Here is a 15,380-nt window from a genome sequence, read left to right as displayed (position 1 = left end):
CCGCCCCCGGGCCCCGCCTCAGGCGTCGGGGCGCCCGCCGAGGTGGTCCTTGAGCTGCTTCATGACCTCGTTGGGGCCGTTGGCGGTGCCGACGCCCTTCAGCGCGTCGACGAGGTCGTCGCCGGCGCCGTTCTTCTTCGCGAGCGCGGCGAGCTGCGTGCCGCTCATCGGGTAGTCGGCGCCCTTGAGGTGCTTCTGCACCTCGTTGACCTGGAACGACGGGCCCTCGACGTCCTTGTACCGCCGCTCGTCGGCGTCGTTGCCGCCCGGGGTGGAGCCCCCGAGGTCGCCCTTGAGCTGCTTCATGACCTCGTTGGGGCCGTTGGCCGTGCCGACGCCCTTCAGCGCGTCGACCAGGTCGCCGCCGCCGCCGTTCTTCTTCGCGAGCGCGGCGAGCTCCTTGCCGTCCATCGGGTAGTCCGCGCCCTTGAGGACGCGCTGCACCTCGGTCACCTGGAAAGCCATGGGCCGGGGCTACCCGGTGCCGGCACGGCTATGCGGCCTGGTGTCAGAACTCGGTCCCGTGCTGGGGGGTGCGATCGGCGCGGAACGCGGCGTCGAGGCGGCGCAGCGCGGCCGGATCGTCCGCCGCGAGCAGGCCCGCGCGGGCCAGCGCGCCCGCGTGCCCGCCGCCGAGCAGGAGCGTGCCCAGCGCCGCCATCCCGACGCCGACGACCGGAGCGCCGCCGTCGGCCGGCACGCACTCCGCGCCGTCGGGGCCGCCGCGCAGGCGGAACCGGCCGCCCCGGTCCAGGAAGGGGTCGTGGACGTCGAGCACCACGTCGACCTCGACCGCGTAGCGGCGCGCGGCCAGGGCGGCGGGCACGTCGAGCACCCGGGCCCACATGCCGTCGCGCTGTTCGACCGTGCGCAGCTGCCGGGGGTCGGCCAGCAGGTGCGCCAGCGGCTCGGCGGTGGCCATCTTGCGGTAGGAGACGGTGTCGACCAGGTCGAGGGCCAGCACCGTGGACCACAGGGCCACGTACGCCTCGTCGCTCGCGGTGATCACCTCGACGATGCGGCAGGTCCGGGTGGCGTTGTCGCGCCGGTAGGAGACGTACCCGTCGGGGTGGACGAGGTGGAACAGCGGTGTGGCGCCGTGGCGCTGGTGCTCGCGGTCGGCGAGCAGGGTGTCCCACCAGCCGTCGCTGCGCGAGAGCGCGCCGGGGGTGAGCGCCACCCACCGGCGGTGGATGTCCGGGGCGAGCCGGCGCAGCTCGGCGGTGCCGACCTCGCGCACCCCGCCCGGATCCACGACGTCCGCGCGGAGCGCGGCGCGCCGCCGGTCGATCTCGACCGCGCGGTGCTCGGTGGCGATCCCGTAGCCGAACCGGCCGTAGATGCCGCCCTCACTGGCGGTCAGCAGGGAGAGCGCCAGCCCGTCGGCGACGAAGCCGCGGTGCTGCGCGGTGAGCATCGCCCGCAGGATCCCGCGACGGCGGTGCGTCACCGCCACGGACACCCACGTGACGCCCGCGGCCGCGACGCTCCCGCCCCCGGGGAGGGTCACGTCGAAGAGGAAGGAGCCGGTGACGCCGACGACGGTGTCGTCCCCGTCCCGGGCCAGGAGGAACCGGTCGGGCTCGAACAGCAGCCGGACGTCGTCGAGGTCGGTCTCGGAGTAGTGCATCCCGAAGGCGCGGCCGTCGACCTCGGCGATCACCGGGAGGTCCGCGGCGACCGCCGGGCGCAGGTCGACGGGAGCGGGGGCGGGGCGCAGCGCGTCGGTGTGCAGCACGGGACCCGAGTCTGCCGCGTCCGCGGGGCGGGCGTCGACCGGAATCGCCGACCGGGCCGCGGCCCCGTGCTCAGGCGGGAGCGGCGACGCCGGCCAGCACGTTCTCGTACACGCCCCGCAGCCGCTGCGCCCAGGCGGTCGCGTCGTACTCGGCGAGGAACCGCGCGCGCGACGCCTCGGCCATCCGCAGGCGGCGTCGCGGGTCCTCGGCGAGGTCGACCAGGGCGTCGGCGAGCGCGCCCGCGTCCCGGGGGACCAGGGCGCCGGTCGCGGCCGTCACGATCTCGGGGACGCCGCCGACCCGGGTGGCCACCTGCGGCACCCCGGCCGCCATCGCCCGCAGCAGCGCGGTCGGTGCGGCGCCGGAGCGCGCTGTGTGCACCACCAGGTCGGCCGCGGCGAGCAGGCCCGACAGGTCCTGGCGGCGGTGCACGAACCGGACGCGCGCCGCGAGGTCGTCGCTGGTGTCGACGCGCGACTCCAGCCACGGGAGCAGCGGCCCGTCACCCGCGAGCGCGACCGCGAGCGGCAGCCGGTCGGGGAGCGCCTCGACCGCGTCGAGGAGGAGCTCGTGGCCCTGGCCGCGCCGCATCGGCGCGCCGCTGACGACCAGCACCTCCTTCTCGTCGACCTCGAGCGCAGCCCGCCGGTCGCGGCGCCGCTCGGGATCGGCCGGGCCGGGGTCGGTGACGCCGTTCGGGACGACGACGAGGTTGCGGCCCGAGCCGGACAGCCCGCGGTACCACTCGCGCTGCACCTGCGAGATCGCGATCGTGCGCGCCATGAACCGCTGCCGGGCGAGGATCCGCGCGGACCGCTTGAGGCGGTCGCCGCGATCCGCAGGCAGGTTCTCGATGCGGTGCAAGGTGGACACCGCGGGCACCCGGGCGCGCAGGGCCGCGGCCGCGCCCACGACGTCCGCGGGGGGCAGGTGGGTGTGGACGAGCTGCGCGCCGTGGCGGCGCAGCTGCGCGGCCGTGCGCGGCACGGAGCGGGGGTCGAAGCGTGCGAGGCCGAGCTCGACGACGGGCACGTCGAGCCGGCGCAGGGCGCTGACCTGCGTGGTGTCCGAGGTGGCGGCGAGGGCGACGACCACGAGCTCCAGGCCGGCCTCCCGTGCCGCGCCCGCCAGGTCGACCAGCCCGATCTCCGGCCCGTCCGGGTGCAGGGTCGGCACGAGGTGCGCGATCTTCAACAGGCTCTCCCTTGGGGTGAGGGCAGCGCTCGACCCTACTCACCTCCGCGGGAGGGCATGATGCGCGGCGTGCTGCCCCTGGAAGGAATCGTCGTCGTCTCCTGCGAGCAGGCCGTCGCCGCGCCGTTCGCCACCCGCCAGCTCGCCGAGCTCGGCGCCCGGGTGATCAAGGTCGAGAGGCCGGGCCGCGGGGACTTCGCCCGCGACTACGACACCACCGTGCGCGGGCTGTCGAGCCACTTCGTCTGGCTCAACCGGTCCAAGGAGAGCCTGGCGCTGGACCTCAAGGCGGACGACGGGGTGATGGCCCGGCTGCTGGAGCGGGCCGACGTGTTCGTGCAGAACTTCGCGCCCGGTGCGGCGGAGCGGCTCGGGCTCGGGCACGAGGAGCTGCGGGCCCGCCACCCGCGGCTGATCACCTGCTCGATCTCCGGCTACGGCCCGGACGGGCCCTACCGCGACGCGAAGGCCTACGACCTGCTGATCCAGTCCGAGGCCGGACTCGTCTCGGTCACCGGCAGCGCCGACGAGCCGGCCAAGAGCGGCATCCCCGCCGCCGACATCGGCGCCGGGATGTACGCGTTCTCCGGCGTCCTCACCGCGCTCTACGACCGGGAGCGCACCGGCACCGGCTCGCACGTCGAGGTCAGCCTGTTCGACGCGCTCGTGGAGTGGATGGGCTTCCCGCTGCAGTACACGGCCGGGAGCGGGGCGCCGCCGCCGCGCACCGGCACCAGCCACGCGGCGATCGCGCCCTACGGCACGTTCGCGGCCGGCGACGGCACCGAGGTCGTGCTGGGGATCCAGAACGAGCGCGAGTGGCAGGCGTTCTGCACCACGGTGCTGCGCCGGCCCGACCTGGCCGACGACGCGCGGTTCCGCACCGGCGCGCTGCGGGTGGCGCACCGCCCGGACCTGCACGCCGAGATCGACGACGTGTTCGGGCGCCTCACCGGACCCGAGGTGGTGGACCGGCTGGCGCGGGCCCGCATCGCCGCCGCCCGCCGCCGGGAGGTGGCCGAGGTGCTGGAGCACCCGCAGCTGGCGGCACGGCGGCGCTGGGCCGAGGTCGGCTCGCCCGCCGGCCCGATCCGCACGCTGCTGCCGCCGCTGACGTGGGAGAGCGACCCGCCGAAGCTGACCCCGATCCCGGAGGTGGGCGAACACACCGAGCAGATCCTGCGCTGGCTCGACACCCCCTGAGCACCGGTCAGGTGGCGAGGGCGGCGCGGAAGGCCTCCAGGGCCGGTTCCATCTCCTCCGACCCCACGTCGCTCATGCGCCGGGCATCGATCGGCACGCTCGTGGTGATCAGGTCGGTGCCGAACAGGTCGATGCGGCTCAGCGACGGCGCCGCCAGTCCGCGCAGGGCGGCGCCGGGTGCCAGCCCGTCGAGGACGGTGGCGAGCGGCCCGCCGGTCCACACCGGGACGGCGCCGAGCGTCCCCGCGCTCACCACGTGCGTGTGCCCGGCCAGCACCAGCCGCACGTCGGTGCCCGCGATGGCGGCCGCGAGGTCCTCCCGGCGCAGCAGCGGGATGCTGGCGGCGAGCGGCGCGGCGCTGGGCAGCGGCGGGTGGTGCAGCGCGAGCACCGTGCCCGCGGGCGCGGGCTCGGCCAGCTCGGCCCGCAGCCGTTCCAGCTGAGCGGGCCGCAGCGCGCCGTGGGGGTGGCCCGGGACCGTGCTGTCGAGCACGACGATCCGCAGGTCGCCCACGCGCACCACGGAGTCGAGGGGTTCGGCGGAGGGCGGTTCCCCGAGCAGGTGCTCGCGCAGCGCGGCGCGGTCGTCGTGGTTGCCGGCAGCCCAGACGAGCGGTGCCCCGAGCCGTCGCGCGGCGGGCTCGACGATCTCCCGCAGCCGCCGGTACTCCCGCGGGCGGCCGTGCTCGGTGAGGTCGCCGGTGAGCACGAGGGCGTCCGGGGCGAACCCCGCCTCCTCGACGGCGCGCAGCGCCCGCTCGAGCAGCGCGGCCGTGTCGACGCCGTGGGGGAGCTCCTCGCCGTCGGCGACGAGGTGCAGGTCGGTGAGCTGGACCAGGGTGTGCGTGGGTGACGTCACGGCCCCATTCTCCAGATCGTCGACGGAAGTACTTAGCAACGCTATCTATACTCGCCGTCGTGACCTCCGAGCCGAGCACCGGGACCAGCCCGTTCCGCCAACCCAGGGCCGTGTGGGCCGTCGCCTTCGCGTGCGTCATCTCGTTCATGGGCATCGGCCTCGTCGACCCGATCCTCCCGGCGCTCGCCACGCAGCTGCACGCGAGCCACACCCAGGTGGAGCTGCTCTTCACGAGCTACCTGATCGTCACCGCCGTGGCGATGCTCGTCACCGGCGTGGTGTCGAGCCGGATCGGCGCGAAGCGCACGCTGATCGTCGGGCTCGCGCTCATCGTGGTCTTCGCGACGGCGGCCGGGCTGGCCGGCGACATCGCCGGGATCGTCGGGTTCCGCGCGGGGTGGGGCCTGGGCAACGCCCTGTTCATCGCCACCTCGCTCGCCGTGATCGTCGGCTCGGCGAGCGGCGGCTTCGCCGGGGCGATCGTGCTCTACGAGACGGCGCTGGGCATCGGCATCGCCTCCGGTCCGCTGCTCGGCGGGCTGCTGGGCGACATCAGCTGGCGCGGCCCCTTCCTCGGCGTCGGGGTGCTGATGCTGGTCGCGCTGGTGGCCACCGTGGTGCTGGTGCCGCCGACGCCCACGCCCGAGCGCCGCTCCACGCTGCGCGAACCGCTGGCCGCGCTGCGCCACCGCAGCCTGCGCAACACCAGCCTCACCGGGCTGCTCTACAACTGGGGCTTCTTCACCCTGCTGGGGTACGCCCCGTTCCTGATGGACCTCTCGGCGCTGCAGCTGGGCGGGGTCTTCTTCGCATGGGGCCTGCTCGTGGCGCTTTTCGCGGTGTTCGGCGCGCCGCGCCTCGGTGGCCGGTTCGGCACCGCCCGCACGCTCACCGCGGCGCTCGTGGTCGTCGCGGTGCTGCTGGCGCTGATCGGGACCTTCCCCGGGACGCGCTGGGTCGTGATCGTCGCGGTGATCCTCTCCGGCGCGGTCGTCGGCCTGAACAACACGCTGGTCACGACGGCCGTCATGAGCATCTCGCCGGTGCCGCGCAACGTGGCGTCGGCGACGTACGGGTTCGTGCGCTTCATCGGCGGCGGGCTGGCCCCGTTCGCCGCGGGGCTGCTGGCCGAGGGCTTCAGCGCGCACGTGCCGTTCCTGCTGGGCGCCGCCGTCGTCCTGGCGGGCGCGGTCCTGCTGCAGACGGTCCGGACCGACCTGGACCGCGCCGACGCCGAGGTGCCGGCGCCGGAGGAGGAAGCGGTGCCGGCCGAGCAGGCACTGGCCCACGACCGCGCCCACGACCGCGCCCACGACCGCGCCCACGACCGCGCCCGCGAGCGCCACTGACCCAGCGGGGTCAGCGCTTCGTGCGGCGGGTGGGGGTGGCCTGGCGCGGGTCCTCCGGCCACGCGTGTTTCGGGTAGCGGCCCCTGAGGTCGGCTCGGACGTGCTTGTAGCCCACGTCCCAGAACGAGTCGAGGTCGTCCGTGACCGCCGCGGGACGGCCCGCCGGGGAGAGCAGGTGCAGCTGCACGGGGAGCCGGCCGCCGGCGACGGCGGGCGGGTCGGTCCAGCCGAACACCTCCTGGACGCGCACCGCGAGCACCGGGCGCTCCCCGGAGTAGTCCAGAGCCACGCGCGACCCCGACGGCACGGTGACGCGCTCGGGCGCCAGCTCGTCGAGCAGGGCGGCCTCCCGCCAGCCCAGGACCGCGCGCAGCACCGTGGTGGCGTCGACGCGGGCCAGGTCGGCCCGGCCGCGGGCGGTGGCCACCGGGCCGCTCCACCAGCGGCCCGGATCGGCCAGCAGCGCGGCGTCGGACACGTCCGGCCACGACGGGCCGAGTGTGCGGTGCAGCGTGGCGAGCCGGTCGCGCAGCCGCCGCGCCCCGTCGGTCCAGCGCAGCAGTCCGGTGCCCTCGGTGCGGAGCCCGTCGAGCAGGGCGGCGCGCCGCGCGTCCGGGTCGGGGTCGGCGAGCCGGTGCTCGGCCAGGACGATCGCCCCGAGGCGCCGCACGTGCCGTGCGACGACGCCGGCGGGGTCGTCGCGCACCCACGCCACCTCGTCGGCCTCGGTCAGCAGCGCAGGCGCCGCGCGGACGGCGAGCTCCGCGTCGGCCGCGGCGGCCAGCCGCACCCGGCCGTGCTCGGCGCCGGGCGTGCGGTCGGCGACCGCGACCGCGAGCCACTCCGAGGCCGCCAGCGCGGAACCCGGCGGCAGCTCCACGGCGGTGCCGCCGGCCATCAGGTACCGCGGTGAGCCGGGGGAGCGGCGCCGCGCGAGCCGCTCCGGGTGGGCGAGCGCGACGACGAGGGCGGCGTCGGCGCGGTCGGTGCGCGGGCGCCGGCCGCCGGGGGTGGCGCCGCGCCCGTCGGGCAGCAGGCGGCGCAGCCGGCCCACCTCGCCCCGCCACCGGCCTGCACCGGGCGCGTCCCCGGAGCGCAGGCGGCGCAGCGCGTCGTCGACGTCCGGGCCGGTCGCGACGGTGTCGTCGTCGAGGAGCGCCACGACCTCGGCGGCCGTCCGCGGCCCGGTCGCCGCCGCGCCGTCCAGCAGCGCCCGCGCCAGGCGCGGGTGCAGCCCGAGCTCGGCCATCCGGGCGCCGCGCTCGGTCACCGCGCCGCCGGGGGAGGCCAGAGCGCCCAGCGCGTGCAGGACCGCCTGCCCGGCCTTCAACGGGCCGTCGGGCGGCGGGTCCCACCAGCGCAGGCCGCCGCCGTCAGGGGTGCCCCAGCAGGCGAGGTCGAGCGCGAGCCGCGTGAGGTCGGCGGTGCGGATCTCCGGTTCGGGTGCGCGGGCGAGCAGCTCACCCTCCGGCCAGCAGCGCAGCACCCGGCCCGGCCCCTCCCGCCCGGCGCGCCCCGCCCGCTGGGTGGCGACCGCGGCCGAGACGCGCACGGTCACCAGCCCCGCGAGGCCGCGGCGGTGGTCGGTGCGCGGCACCCGGGCCAGGCCGGCGTCGACCACGGCCCGCACGCCGGGGACGGTGAGGCTGGACTCGGCGACGGCGGTGGCGAGCACCACGCGGCGCCGGATGCCCGGGCGCAGCGCCCGGTCCTGCTCGGCGGCCGGCAGGCGGCCGTGCAGGGGGAGCACGTCGGCCCCGACGTCCAGCGCGGCGAGCGCGGCGGAAGTGCGCCGGATCTCGGCGACACCGGGGAGGAAGGCGAGCACGTCCCCGTCGCCCTCGTCCAGCGCGGTCCGCACGGCGCGGGCGACGCAGGCCTCGATCCGCTCGCCGCGCGCCGGTGGCAGGTGGCCGACGGCGACCGGGAACGCGGCTCCCGCGACCTCGAGCACGGGGCCCTCGAGCAGCCCGGCGAGCCGCTCCGTCGCCACGGTCGCCGACGTCGCGAGCAGGCGCAGGTCCGGGCGCAGCCCGTCGCGGGCGTCGAGCAGCAGCGACAGCAGCAGGTCCGCGTCCAGGTGCCGCTCGTGGCACTCGTCGAGCACGACCGCGGTGGTGCCGGCCAGCTCGGGGTCGGCCACCAGCCGGCGCAGCAGCAGCCCCGACGTCACCACCTCGACGCGCGTGCGGGCCGACCGGCGCGCCTCCCCGCGCACCGCGTAGCCGACGGTGCCCCCGACGTCCTCGCCCAGCAGCGCCGCCATCCGGGCCGCGGCCGCGCGGGTGGCGAGCCTGCGCGGCTCGGCGACCACGACCCGGCCCCCGTCGAGGGTGGCGGCCAGCGCGAGCGGCACCAGCGTCGTCTTGCCCGTGCCGGGCGGTGCGACGAGCACCGCGGACCCGCGGGCCGCGAGCGTGCCGGTGATGTCGTCGAGCGCGGCGCGGACCGGCAGGTCGGGCAGCTCCGGCAGGTTCATCGCCTGCCAGTGTGCGCTACGCCGAGCGGGGCCTCGGCGCAGCGGCAGGATGGTCGGGAAGGGGGCGCAGCAGCGACGAGCGGTCCTGCGTCCAGCAGCCGAGCAGGTGGTCGGCGAACCGGTCGGCGAGGAAGCCGCTCGCCCGGATGCCGAACACGACGTCCGGGGCGAGCGCGGGCTCGCCCGCCAGCAGCGGCGCGATCACGCCGCGCCGGACCAGCTGCTCGTGCACGGCGTCCGCCTCGACGTGCTCGGCGTAGAACTCCACGGCCGCCTCGGGCAGGTCGAGCCGGCGCATGGCCCGCACCAGCCGCTCCGAGCCGGGGGAGGAGGTGAGCTCCACGGTCGCGAACTGCCCGACCAGCGCGCCGCGCAGGCCGCGGTGCAGCCCGCACAACGACATCAGGTTGACCTCCGCGAGGGTCTGCGCGGGGGCGGCGTCCAGATAGGCGCCGTAGGTGTCGTCGAGACCGAGCGCACGCATCATGTCGGCGAACAGCTGCGCGTGCATGCGGTCCGGGTCGCCGGCCCCGTACTCGTCGTGCTCGACGGTGACGAGCGCCGCCTTCGCCGGTCCCTCGAGGCGGGCGATCACCCACGCCTGCGGGTCGGCCTCCTTCAGGTGGTAGAGCGAGCGGTGCGCGACGTACTCGCGCACCTGCCACGGCTCGCCCTCGTCCTTGAGGTACCACGACGGGCCCTGACCCTCGACCGGTTCGACGAGCAGGGCGTCCAGCTCCGCCTGCACGTCGTCGGACGGGGTGACGTCGGCGCGGAGGGCGTCGAGGAACCGGCGCTCGAGCGCGGCGCGCACGGTGAGCAGCGCCGGGTCCCACTCCCGCTCGTCCGGCACGCCGGCGAACCCGCGGTAGTGCAGCTCGTAGAGGCAGTACAGGGCGAGCTGCAGGTCGGCGCCGTAGGGGTCGGCGCCGCCGGGGTCGACCCCGGGTGGCGCCGTGACCTCGCGGGCGTCGCGCAGCGCGCCGATCACGGCGGCCGACAGCGGGCCCCGCGGCGCCGGCAGGGGCGGCGCCGCGACCGGACGGATGGCGTTACGGCTGAGCACGGTCCTCCCCTTCGCCGCCGCGGACCTTGCGGCGGTGGCTGGTGTCGCAGAACGGCTGGCGGCGGCTGCGCCTGCAGGTGCACAGCGCGCTGACCGGGCGGTCGGAGCGGACCCGCCGCCCGTCGGGCAGCACGATGTCCACCGGCCCGGACACCAGCAGCGGCCCGTCGTCGGTGATCACCACCTGCGGCACGCGGTCAGCCACGACGCGCCCCCACGACGACCAGCTCCTCCTCGCGCTGCCCCGGTCCGATCAGGCCGCGGGCCTCGAGCAGCGCGGCGCGGGCCCGCATGACCGGGCCGAACGGGACGGTCGCCTTGGCGAGCACCTGCGGGACCAGCCCGGCGCGGTCGAGCGCGTCGAGGGTGAGGTCGGTGTCGCACACCGCCGAGTGCACGAGCAGCACCTCGCCGTCGGGGGCGAGGACGCCGGGGACGCCCGCGCAGACCCGGTCCAGCAGCGCCCGGCCGTCCGGACCGGCGTCCCAGCAGCGCGCCTTGCGGTGGCGGGGGAGCCGGCCGGTCTCGGCGGGCACGTACGGCGGGTTGGCCACGACGAGCCCGAAGCGCCGATCGGCGACGGGGCCGAACACGTCGCCGCGGTGCACCGTGACCGGCACCCGGTGCAGCTTGCTGTTCAGCCAGGTCGCGGCCACGGAGCGCAGCGACAGGTCCACGGCGGTGACGGTGGCCGCGCCGGCCCGGGCGGCGGCCAGCGCGAGCGCGCCGGTCCCCGTTCCGACGTCGAGCACGTCGCGGCCCGTGGCGTAACCGCCCCGTCCCATCACCTCGGTCAGCAACTCGGTGTCACCCTCGGCCCGGTACACCCCGGGTGGGCGCAGCAACATCACGAGCATCTTTCTGCCCCGCCCGGAGCGCGCCAAACGCGGCTCAGCGCATGCGTCAGCGCTCACTGCGCGCCTTGGCCACCGCGGCGTAGTGGGTCTGCGCGGCGTTGATCACGCCACTGCGGTTCTTGTGGCTCTCCTCGAACGCGATGAGGGTGCGCAGCGCGTCCGGGTCGGTGAGGTCGCGGATCGCGGCGATCGCGTTCTGCGCGGTCATCTCCTCGTAGTGCTTGATGGGCAGCTCCGACGCGGCCAGCCCGCCCAGGTCGGCGCGGGTCTCGTGGACCGCGCCCGCCACGGTGTCGGCGCCGTCGCGGCGGGCCACCCGCTCGGCCTGGCGCAGCGCGGCGTCGCGGCCCGCCGTGGCGACCTCGCGCGTGCCGAGGCCGAGCTGGGTCGCCTTGCCCGCGACGTCACCGACGACCCCCCGCGCCTGCTCACCCGTGCGGTAGACGGTGTGCACCGCCCAGTTGAACTGCTGCACCGCGAAGCGGGTCGGCAGGCCGACGGCGTGGGCCACGCCGCCCGCGACCCGCTGCAGCGGGGTGGGCGTCAGGGCGGCCGGGCCGCCGAGGGCCTCCTCGGCCAGCACCGTGGTGAGCCAGTCGACGGTGGCGGTGTGCGCGGTGACCAGGTCGTCGGCCAGCCGCTCGACCGAGGGCAGCCCGGCCCGCTGCGCGAGCACGCGCACGTACCGGGCGCGGTCGAGCAGCTGGTGCTCGAGGGTGAGGTCGGACAGCAGCGCCTCGTCGATGGGCTGCGCCTGCTCGAGCGTGCTCTTGACCAGGGCGAGGACGCGTCCGATCGCGGGCGTCACCACGTCGGGCACGGCGTCGAGGGAGTCGAGCGCCTCGGCGATGCGGCCGGCGCGGCGCACGGCGTCGTCGCCGTTCTGGCGCAGCTCGCGGCGCACCGCGTCGGTGCGGGCCTGGGTGGTGCGGAGGCGGGCGATCTGCGCCTCGGTCCGGGTGAGCTGCTCGAGGGCGCGCAGCTGGGTGACGACCGTGTCGGTCGCGACGGTCTCGTGGGCGGTCGGGACGGTCGTGGTGGTCGCGGTGTTCGCCATGCCCCTGGGGTGCCCCGGCGGGCGGGGACGCACGCGACCCGAGCCGTGTGAGCCGACTCTCGCACGCCGGGACCTACAGCTCCGCCTCGATCTCCTCCAGCCGGGCGCGGGCGCGGGCGGTGCGGGAGGCGGCCACCCCGACGGCGCGGGCCGCGGACTTCGCCGCCGTCTCCGCGTCCCGGGCGGCGGCCGCGGTGGTGCGCTCGCGCTCGCGGGCGGCCTCCAGCTCGGCGGTCAGCTCGGCCACCCGGTTGCGGGCCTCGTCGCGGGCGTCGACCGCGTCCTCGCGCGCCGCGTCGGCGTCGTCCTGTGTCGACCGCGCCTGCGACTCCTCGTCCTCCGCGGCCGCCAGCGCCTCCGCCCGCCGGTCGCGCTCGGCGCGCAGCCGCTCGCGCCGCGCGCGCTCGTCGGCCTCGGTGTCCCGGGTGTCCCGGGCGGGCCCGGGCTCCTCGGCGGCGGGCTCCTCGCGCGCGGGGCGCGGCGGGGGCGCGGGCACGGCGTCCGGATCGGTCTCGGGTCCGAAGCCGGTGTAGCTCAGCGTGCGCGTCAGCCGGCCCGAGCGCACCTGCTCGGCGATCTCCGGGCGCGCGAGCGCCGCGTCGAGGATGCCCTGCAGCTCGCGCAGGACGCTCTCCGCAGCCGGGTCGCCCGCCTCCTGCGCCAGCCGGCCTGCCTCGCGCGCCATCGCGGCGACGAGCTGGTGGCGCTTGCCGGACAACTGGCGAAGAGCCGCGCCGTCGAGCGTGCGCTGGGCGTCGGCCAGGCCCGCCGCGAGGCCGAGCAGCCCGTCCAGCTGGGCGGCGCGGTGGCGGGCGAGGAGGTTGGCCAGCCACGCCGCCTTCGTCGGCCTCCGCAGCCGCCCGATCGCCTTGGCCAGCTCCCGGTCCCCCCGCTCGCGCGCCTCGGCGACCGCCGCGTCCCGCGCGCCGATGAACTCGTCGGGCAGCACGCCGTACAGCTCGTCGGCGACGGCGTCCAGGTCCTTCTCGCTGGTCGGGCTGTGGTCGGCCACACATCGACCTTAGTGCGGCGAGCGGGCCCGAAGATCCCCCGGTTGCACGTGCAACAGTTACCGTGGAGTAGCACGGCTCTGGCGGAACCCCCGGCCGCCCCCGTGCTCCGGCGGCCGCTTCCCCACCCCTCGGGAAGCGGCCGCCGGTCCCCCCTTCGGTCGGTCGTGCGTGCGCAGCCGGCACGCGGCGGGCAGGCTGCGCGAGATGGACGCCGTCCCGCCGCTCCCGCCACCGGTGTCGCCGATGCTGGCGACGGCCGGGCAGCCCCCCGCCGGTGCGGGCTGGACCTTCGAGTTCAAGTGGGACGGGGTCCGCGCCGTCACCGCGGTGGCGGGAGATCGGCTCCGGGCCCAGAGCAGGCGGGGCAACGAGGTGACCGCCGGCTACCCCGAGCTCGCCGACCTCACCGCGCTGCTCGACGGGCGGCCGGTCCTGCTCGACGGCGAGGTCGTCGCCCTCGACGCCGGAGGCCGTCCCGACTTCGGGTTGCTGCAGCACCGGATGCACGTCCGCGCACCCGCGCCGGAGCTGCTCGAGCGCATCCCGGTGTCCTACGTCGTGTTCGACCTGCTCCACCTCGACGGCACCTCCCTGCTCGCCGAGCCCTACGACCGCCGCCGCGCCCTGCTGGAGGAGCTGGAGCTCGCCGCACCGCGCGTGCGGGTGCCCCCGGCCGCGCCGGGCGTGAGCGGCACCCAGCTGCTCGAGGTGGCCCGCGCGCACGGACTGGAGGGCGTGGTCGGCAAGCGTCGCAGCGCCCGGTACGAGCCGGGTCGCCGGTCGGCGGCCTGGGTCAAGACGGCGCTGCTGCACACCCAGGAGGTCGTGATCGGCGGCTGGACGGCGGGGGAGGGCAGGCGCGCCCAGAGCCTCGGCGCGCTGTTGCTGGGCGCGTACGACGACGCCGGGTCGCTGCGCTACCTCGGCCACGTCGGCACCGGGTTCACCGAGGCGGCGCTGCGATCGCTGCTCGGCGAGCTGCGGGCGCGCGAGCAGCCGGCGAGCCCCTTCGACGAGGAGGTGCCGCGCGACGAGGCGCGCAAGGCGCGCTGGGTGCGTCCGGAGCTGGTCGGCGAGGTCGTCTACCGCGTCCTCACCCGGGAGGGCCGGCTGCGGCACGCGGCGTGGCGCGGTCTGCGCAGCGACAAGGACCCGCAGGACGCGGTGATGCCCGCCCCCACCTGACGCCCGGCTCGCACACCGATCGCGGTGCTCGCACACCGACTGCAGTCGGTGCGGCAGCGCAACAGTCGGTGTGCGAGGGGGTGATCAGTGGATGTCGGTGCCCCCGAGGGCCGCGCCGAAGTGATCATCACGGCGGCGCGGGTGCCGTCACGTCCGGTCCGGGCCGGTGCCGGTGCGCTCCGGGGGATCGTCGTCGGCGGGCGGCTCGGCGGCGGCCCACTCCTCGCGGTTCGAGCCGCCGGGGCCCAGCTCGCCGGCCACCTCGTCGGCCAGCGCCTCGTCCTGACGAGGGCTGTGCTTGGAGCTACCGCGTTCCATCCGCGTCCTCCTTCCTGTTCCTGCGCCTGTTCCTGCGCCCGCGCAGGGCCCGCAGCAGCAGGTAGCCGAGCACGACGCCGACACCGGCGACGAGGGCGGGGCGCTCGCGCAGCGCTTCCTGCGCGGCGGGGGCCCGCTCGGCCACGACCTCGCGGGCGTGGGTCACCTGGGCCTGGACCCGTTCGGTGGTCTCGGCGCGCTTCTCGCGCAACCGGGCCGGGACGTCGACGCGGTGCGCGAGCTCCTCGACGGTGTCGCCGAGCTCGGACCGCAGCTCCTCGACCTCCCGGCGGGTGTCCTGCGGGGTGCCCGCCGCTCCGGTCGCGCCGGTCGGGGCCGTGGACGCGGGGGTGGCCGCCGGGGTGGCGGCCGGGGTCGTGCCGGTCGGGGTGCCCGGCTGCGGCGCGGTCATCGGTGCACCGCGCCCTTCACCGTGGCGACGTCCTCCTGGACGCCGTGCACCGCCTGCTCGGGCACCGGTGGGGTCGCCTGCCTGAGCTGGCTGCGCCCGGCGAGGGCCAGCACGCCGGCCACGAGCAGCAGCACGACGCCGATGATCAGCGCCGAGAGCCACACGGGGACGACCGTGGCGAGCCCGGCGATCGCGGCGGCGATGAGAGCGCCCACTCCGAACAGCGCGACCACTCCACCGGCGCCGGCGAGCCCGGCGCCCGCGCCCGCGCGCTTGCCCTTGGCGCCGAGCTCGGCGCGGGCCAGGTCCAGCTCCCGGCGGATCAGCTCGGAGACCTGGGTGGAGAGCCGCTGGACCAGCTCTCCGGTCGTCGCCGTGCTCAGGCTCTCGTGTGCACCGTGGGGACCGGGGCTCGAGCCGGCGCCGGCCACGGGCGCGCCCGATGCGCTCGTGGCCCGCTGGCTCGGCACGTCCGTCGTCTGCGGGGTCATGCCGCAGGCCTACCCCCGGCGTGCCGGGTCTAACACCGGTCACCCGGTTCCGGCGGGCGCTCCCGCCGGCAGGTCCATTCCGGTGGAAACCGCGGGTGATCGCTTGTTCGACTGCACCCGGGGTATGCCGGCATTCGTCCGATCGCCGCAGATGGGAG

At 76.7% G+C, this 15,380-nt stretch carries 16 protein-coding genes; 3 read left to right on the top strand and 13 right to left on the bottom strand.

Translation table 11 applies throughout. The features are described from left to right. Positions 1–18: 18 nt before the first annotated feature. From FB558_RS44150 to FB558_RS35835, 3 genes are all read right to left on the bottom strand, one after another. Positions 19–465: a DUF2795 domain-containing protein gene (locus tag FB558_RS44150; RefSeq protein ID WP_211367064.1), complete on the bottom strand. Its 447-nt coding sequence runs from the start codon at positions 463–465 to the stop codon at positions 19–21. 43 nt (positions 466–508) lie between these two features. Continuing rightward, positions 509–1,738 (bottom strand): GNAT family N-acetyltransferase, encoded by a 1,230-nt coding sequence (locus FB558_RS35840; RefSeq protein ID WP_170231699.1) that lies wholly within the window; start codon positions 1,736–1,738, stop codon positions 509–511. A 70-nt stretch (positions 1,739–1,808) separates the two neighbouring features. Beyond that, positions 1,809–2,933, bottom strand: coding sequence for a glycosyltransferase (locus FB558_RS35835; protein WP_142061431.1), 1,125 nt, complete (start codon positions 2,931–2,933; stop codon positions 1,809–1,811). Positions 2,934–3,002: 69 nt separating this feature from the next. Here FB558_RS35835 and FB558_RS35830 point away from each other — a divergent pair, with 69 nt between their 5' ends. Beyond that, positions 3,003–4,136, top strand: a complete 1,134-nt coding sequence (locus tag FB558_RS35830; RefSeq protein ID WP_246107002.1) for a CaiB/BaiF CoA transferase family protein — start codon at positions 3,003–3,005, stop codon at positions 4,134–4,136. Between the two features lie 7 nt (positions 4,137–4,143). Here FB558_RS35830 and FB558_RS35825 read toward each other — a convergent pair whose 3' ends face one another. Next, positions 4,144–4,995 (bottom strand): metallophosphoesterase, encoded by an 852-nt coding sequence (locus FB558_RS35825; RefSeq protein WP_142061428.1) that lies wholly within the window; start codon positions 4,993–4,995, stop codon positions 4,144–4,146. 59 nt (positions 4,996–5,054) lie between these two features. Here FB558_RS35825 and FB558_RS35820 point away from each other — a divergent pair, with 59 nt between their 5' ends. Continuing rightward, a complete protein-coding gene (locus FB558_RS35820) occupies positions 5,055–6,344 on the top strand; it encodes an MFS transporter (protein ID WP_246107001.1) in 1,290 nt (429 codons plus the stop codon). A gap of 10 nt (positions 6,345–6,354) precedes the next feature. Here FB558_RS35820 and hrpB read toward each other — a convergent pair whose 3' ends face one another. From hrpB to FB558_RS35790, 6 genes are all read right to left on the bottom strand, one after another. Further along, positions 6,355–8,823 (bottom strand): ATP-dependent helicase HrpB, encoded by a 2,469-nt coding sequence (gene hrpB / locus FB558_RS35815; RefSeq protein ID WP_142061425.1) that lies wholly within the window; start codon positions 8,821–8,823, stop codon positions 6,355–6,357. Positions 8,824–8,839: 16 nt separating this feature from the next. Then, complete coding sequence (locus tag FB558_RS35810; protein WP_170231698.1) at positions 8,840–9,889, bottom strand: iron-containing redox enzyme family protein; 1,050 nt, start codon at positions 9,887–9,889, stop codon at positions 8,840–8,842. Then, positions 9,876–10,094 (bottom strand): CDGSH iron-sulfur domain-containing protein, encoded by a 219-nt coding sequence (locus FB558_RS35805; RefSeq protein ID WP_142061422.1) that lies wholly within the window; start codon positions 10,092–10,094, stop codon positions 9,876–9,878. The genes FB558_RS35810 and FB558_RS35805 overlap by 14 nt, the downstream gene beginning before the upstream one ends. Continuing rightward, positions 10,087–10,746 (bottom strand): HemK2/MTQ2 family protein methyltransferase, encoded by a 660-nt coding sequence (locus FB558_RS35800; protein ID WP_342787650.1) that lies wholly within the window; start codon positions 10,744–10,746, stop codon positions 10,087–10,089. Before FB558_RS35800 ends, FB558_RS35805 begins: the two co-directional genes overlap by 8 nt. A gap of 46 nt (positions 10,747–10,792) precedes the next feature. Continuing rightward, entirely contained in the window at positions 10,793–11,803 is a 1,011-nt protein-coding gene (locus FB558_RS35795; RefSeq protein WP_142061420.1) for a ferritin-like domain-containing protein, read from the bottom strand. Positions 11,804–11,876: 73 nt separating this feature from the next. After that, the gene (locus tag FB558_RS35790) at positions 11,877–12,815 is read right to left on the bottom strand and encodes a hypothetical protein (RefSeq protein WP_142061417.1); all 939 of its coding nucleotides are present in this window, start codon (positions 12,813–12,815) and stop codon (positions 11,877–11,879) included. Between the two features lie 169 nt (positions 12,816–12,984). Here FB558_RS35790 and ligD point away from each other — a divergent pair, with 169 nt between their 5' ends. Further along, positions 12,985–14,001 carry a non-homologous end-joining DNA ligase gene (gene ligD / locus FB558_RS35785; protein WP_342787649.1) on the top strand — a complete coding sequence of 339 codons (1,017 nt, stop codon included), beginning with the start codon at positions 12,985–12,987 and terminating at the stop codon, positions 13,999–14,001. A 147-nt stretch (positions 14,002–14,148) separates the two neighbouring features. Here ligD and FB558_RS43590 read toward each other — a convergent pair whose 3' ends face one another. The 3 genes from FB558_RS43590 to FB558_RS35775 are packed head-to-tail and all read right to left on the bottom strand — an operon-like array spanning position 14,149 to position 15,222. After that, complete coding sequence (locus FB558_RS43590; RefSeq protein WP_170231697.1) at positions 14,149–14,319, bottom strand: hypothetical protein; 171 nt, start codon at positions 14,317–14,319, stop codon at positions 14,149–14,151. Beyond that, positions 14,306–14,731, bottom strand: coding sequence for a DUF3618 domain-containing protein (locus FB558_RS35780; protein ID WP_142061414.1), 426 nt, complete (start codon positions 14,729–14,731; stop codon positions 14,306–14,308). Before FB558_RS35780 ends, FB558_RS43590 begins: the two co-directional genes overlap by 14 nt. Beyond that, entirely contained in the window at positions 14,728–15,222 is a 495-nt protein-coding gene (locus FB558_RS35775; RefSeq protein WP_142061411.1) for a phage holin family protein, read from the bottom strand. The genes FB558_RS35780 and FB558_RS35775 overlap by 4 nt, the downstream gene beginning before the upstream one ends. Between the last annotated feature and the right edge of the window lie 158 nt (positions 15,223–15,380).

Source organism: Pseudonocardia kunmingensis (assembly GCF_006716445.1).
In the GTDB taxonomy this organism is placed as follows: domain Bacteria; phylum Actinomycetota; class Actinomycetes; order Mycobacteriales; family Pseudonocardiaceae; genus Pseudonocardia; species Pseudonocardia kunmingensis.
The sequence above is the reverse complement of the archived record's forward strand: the minus strand, read 5'-3'. Positions and strand labels throughout refer to the sequence as shown.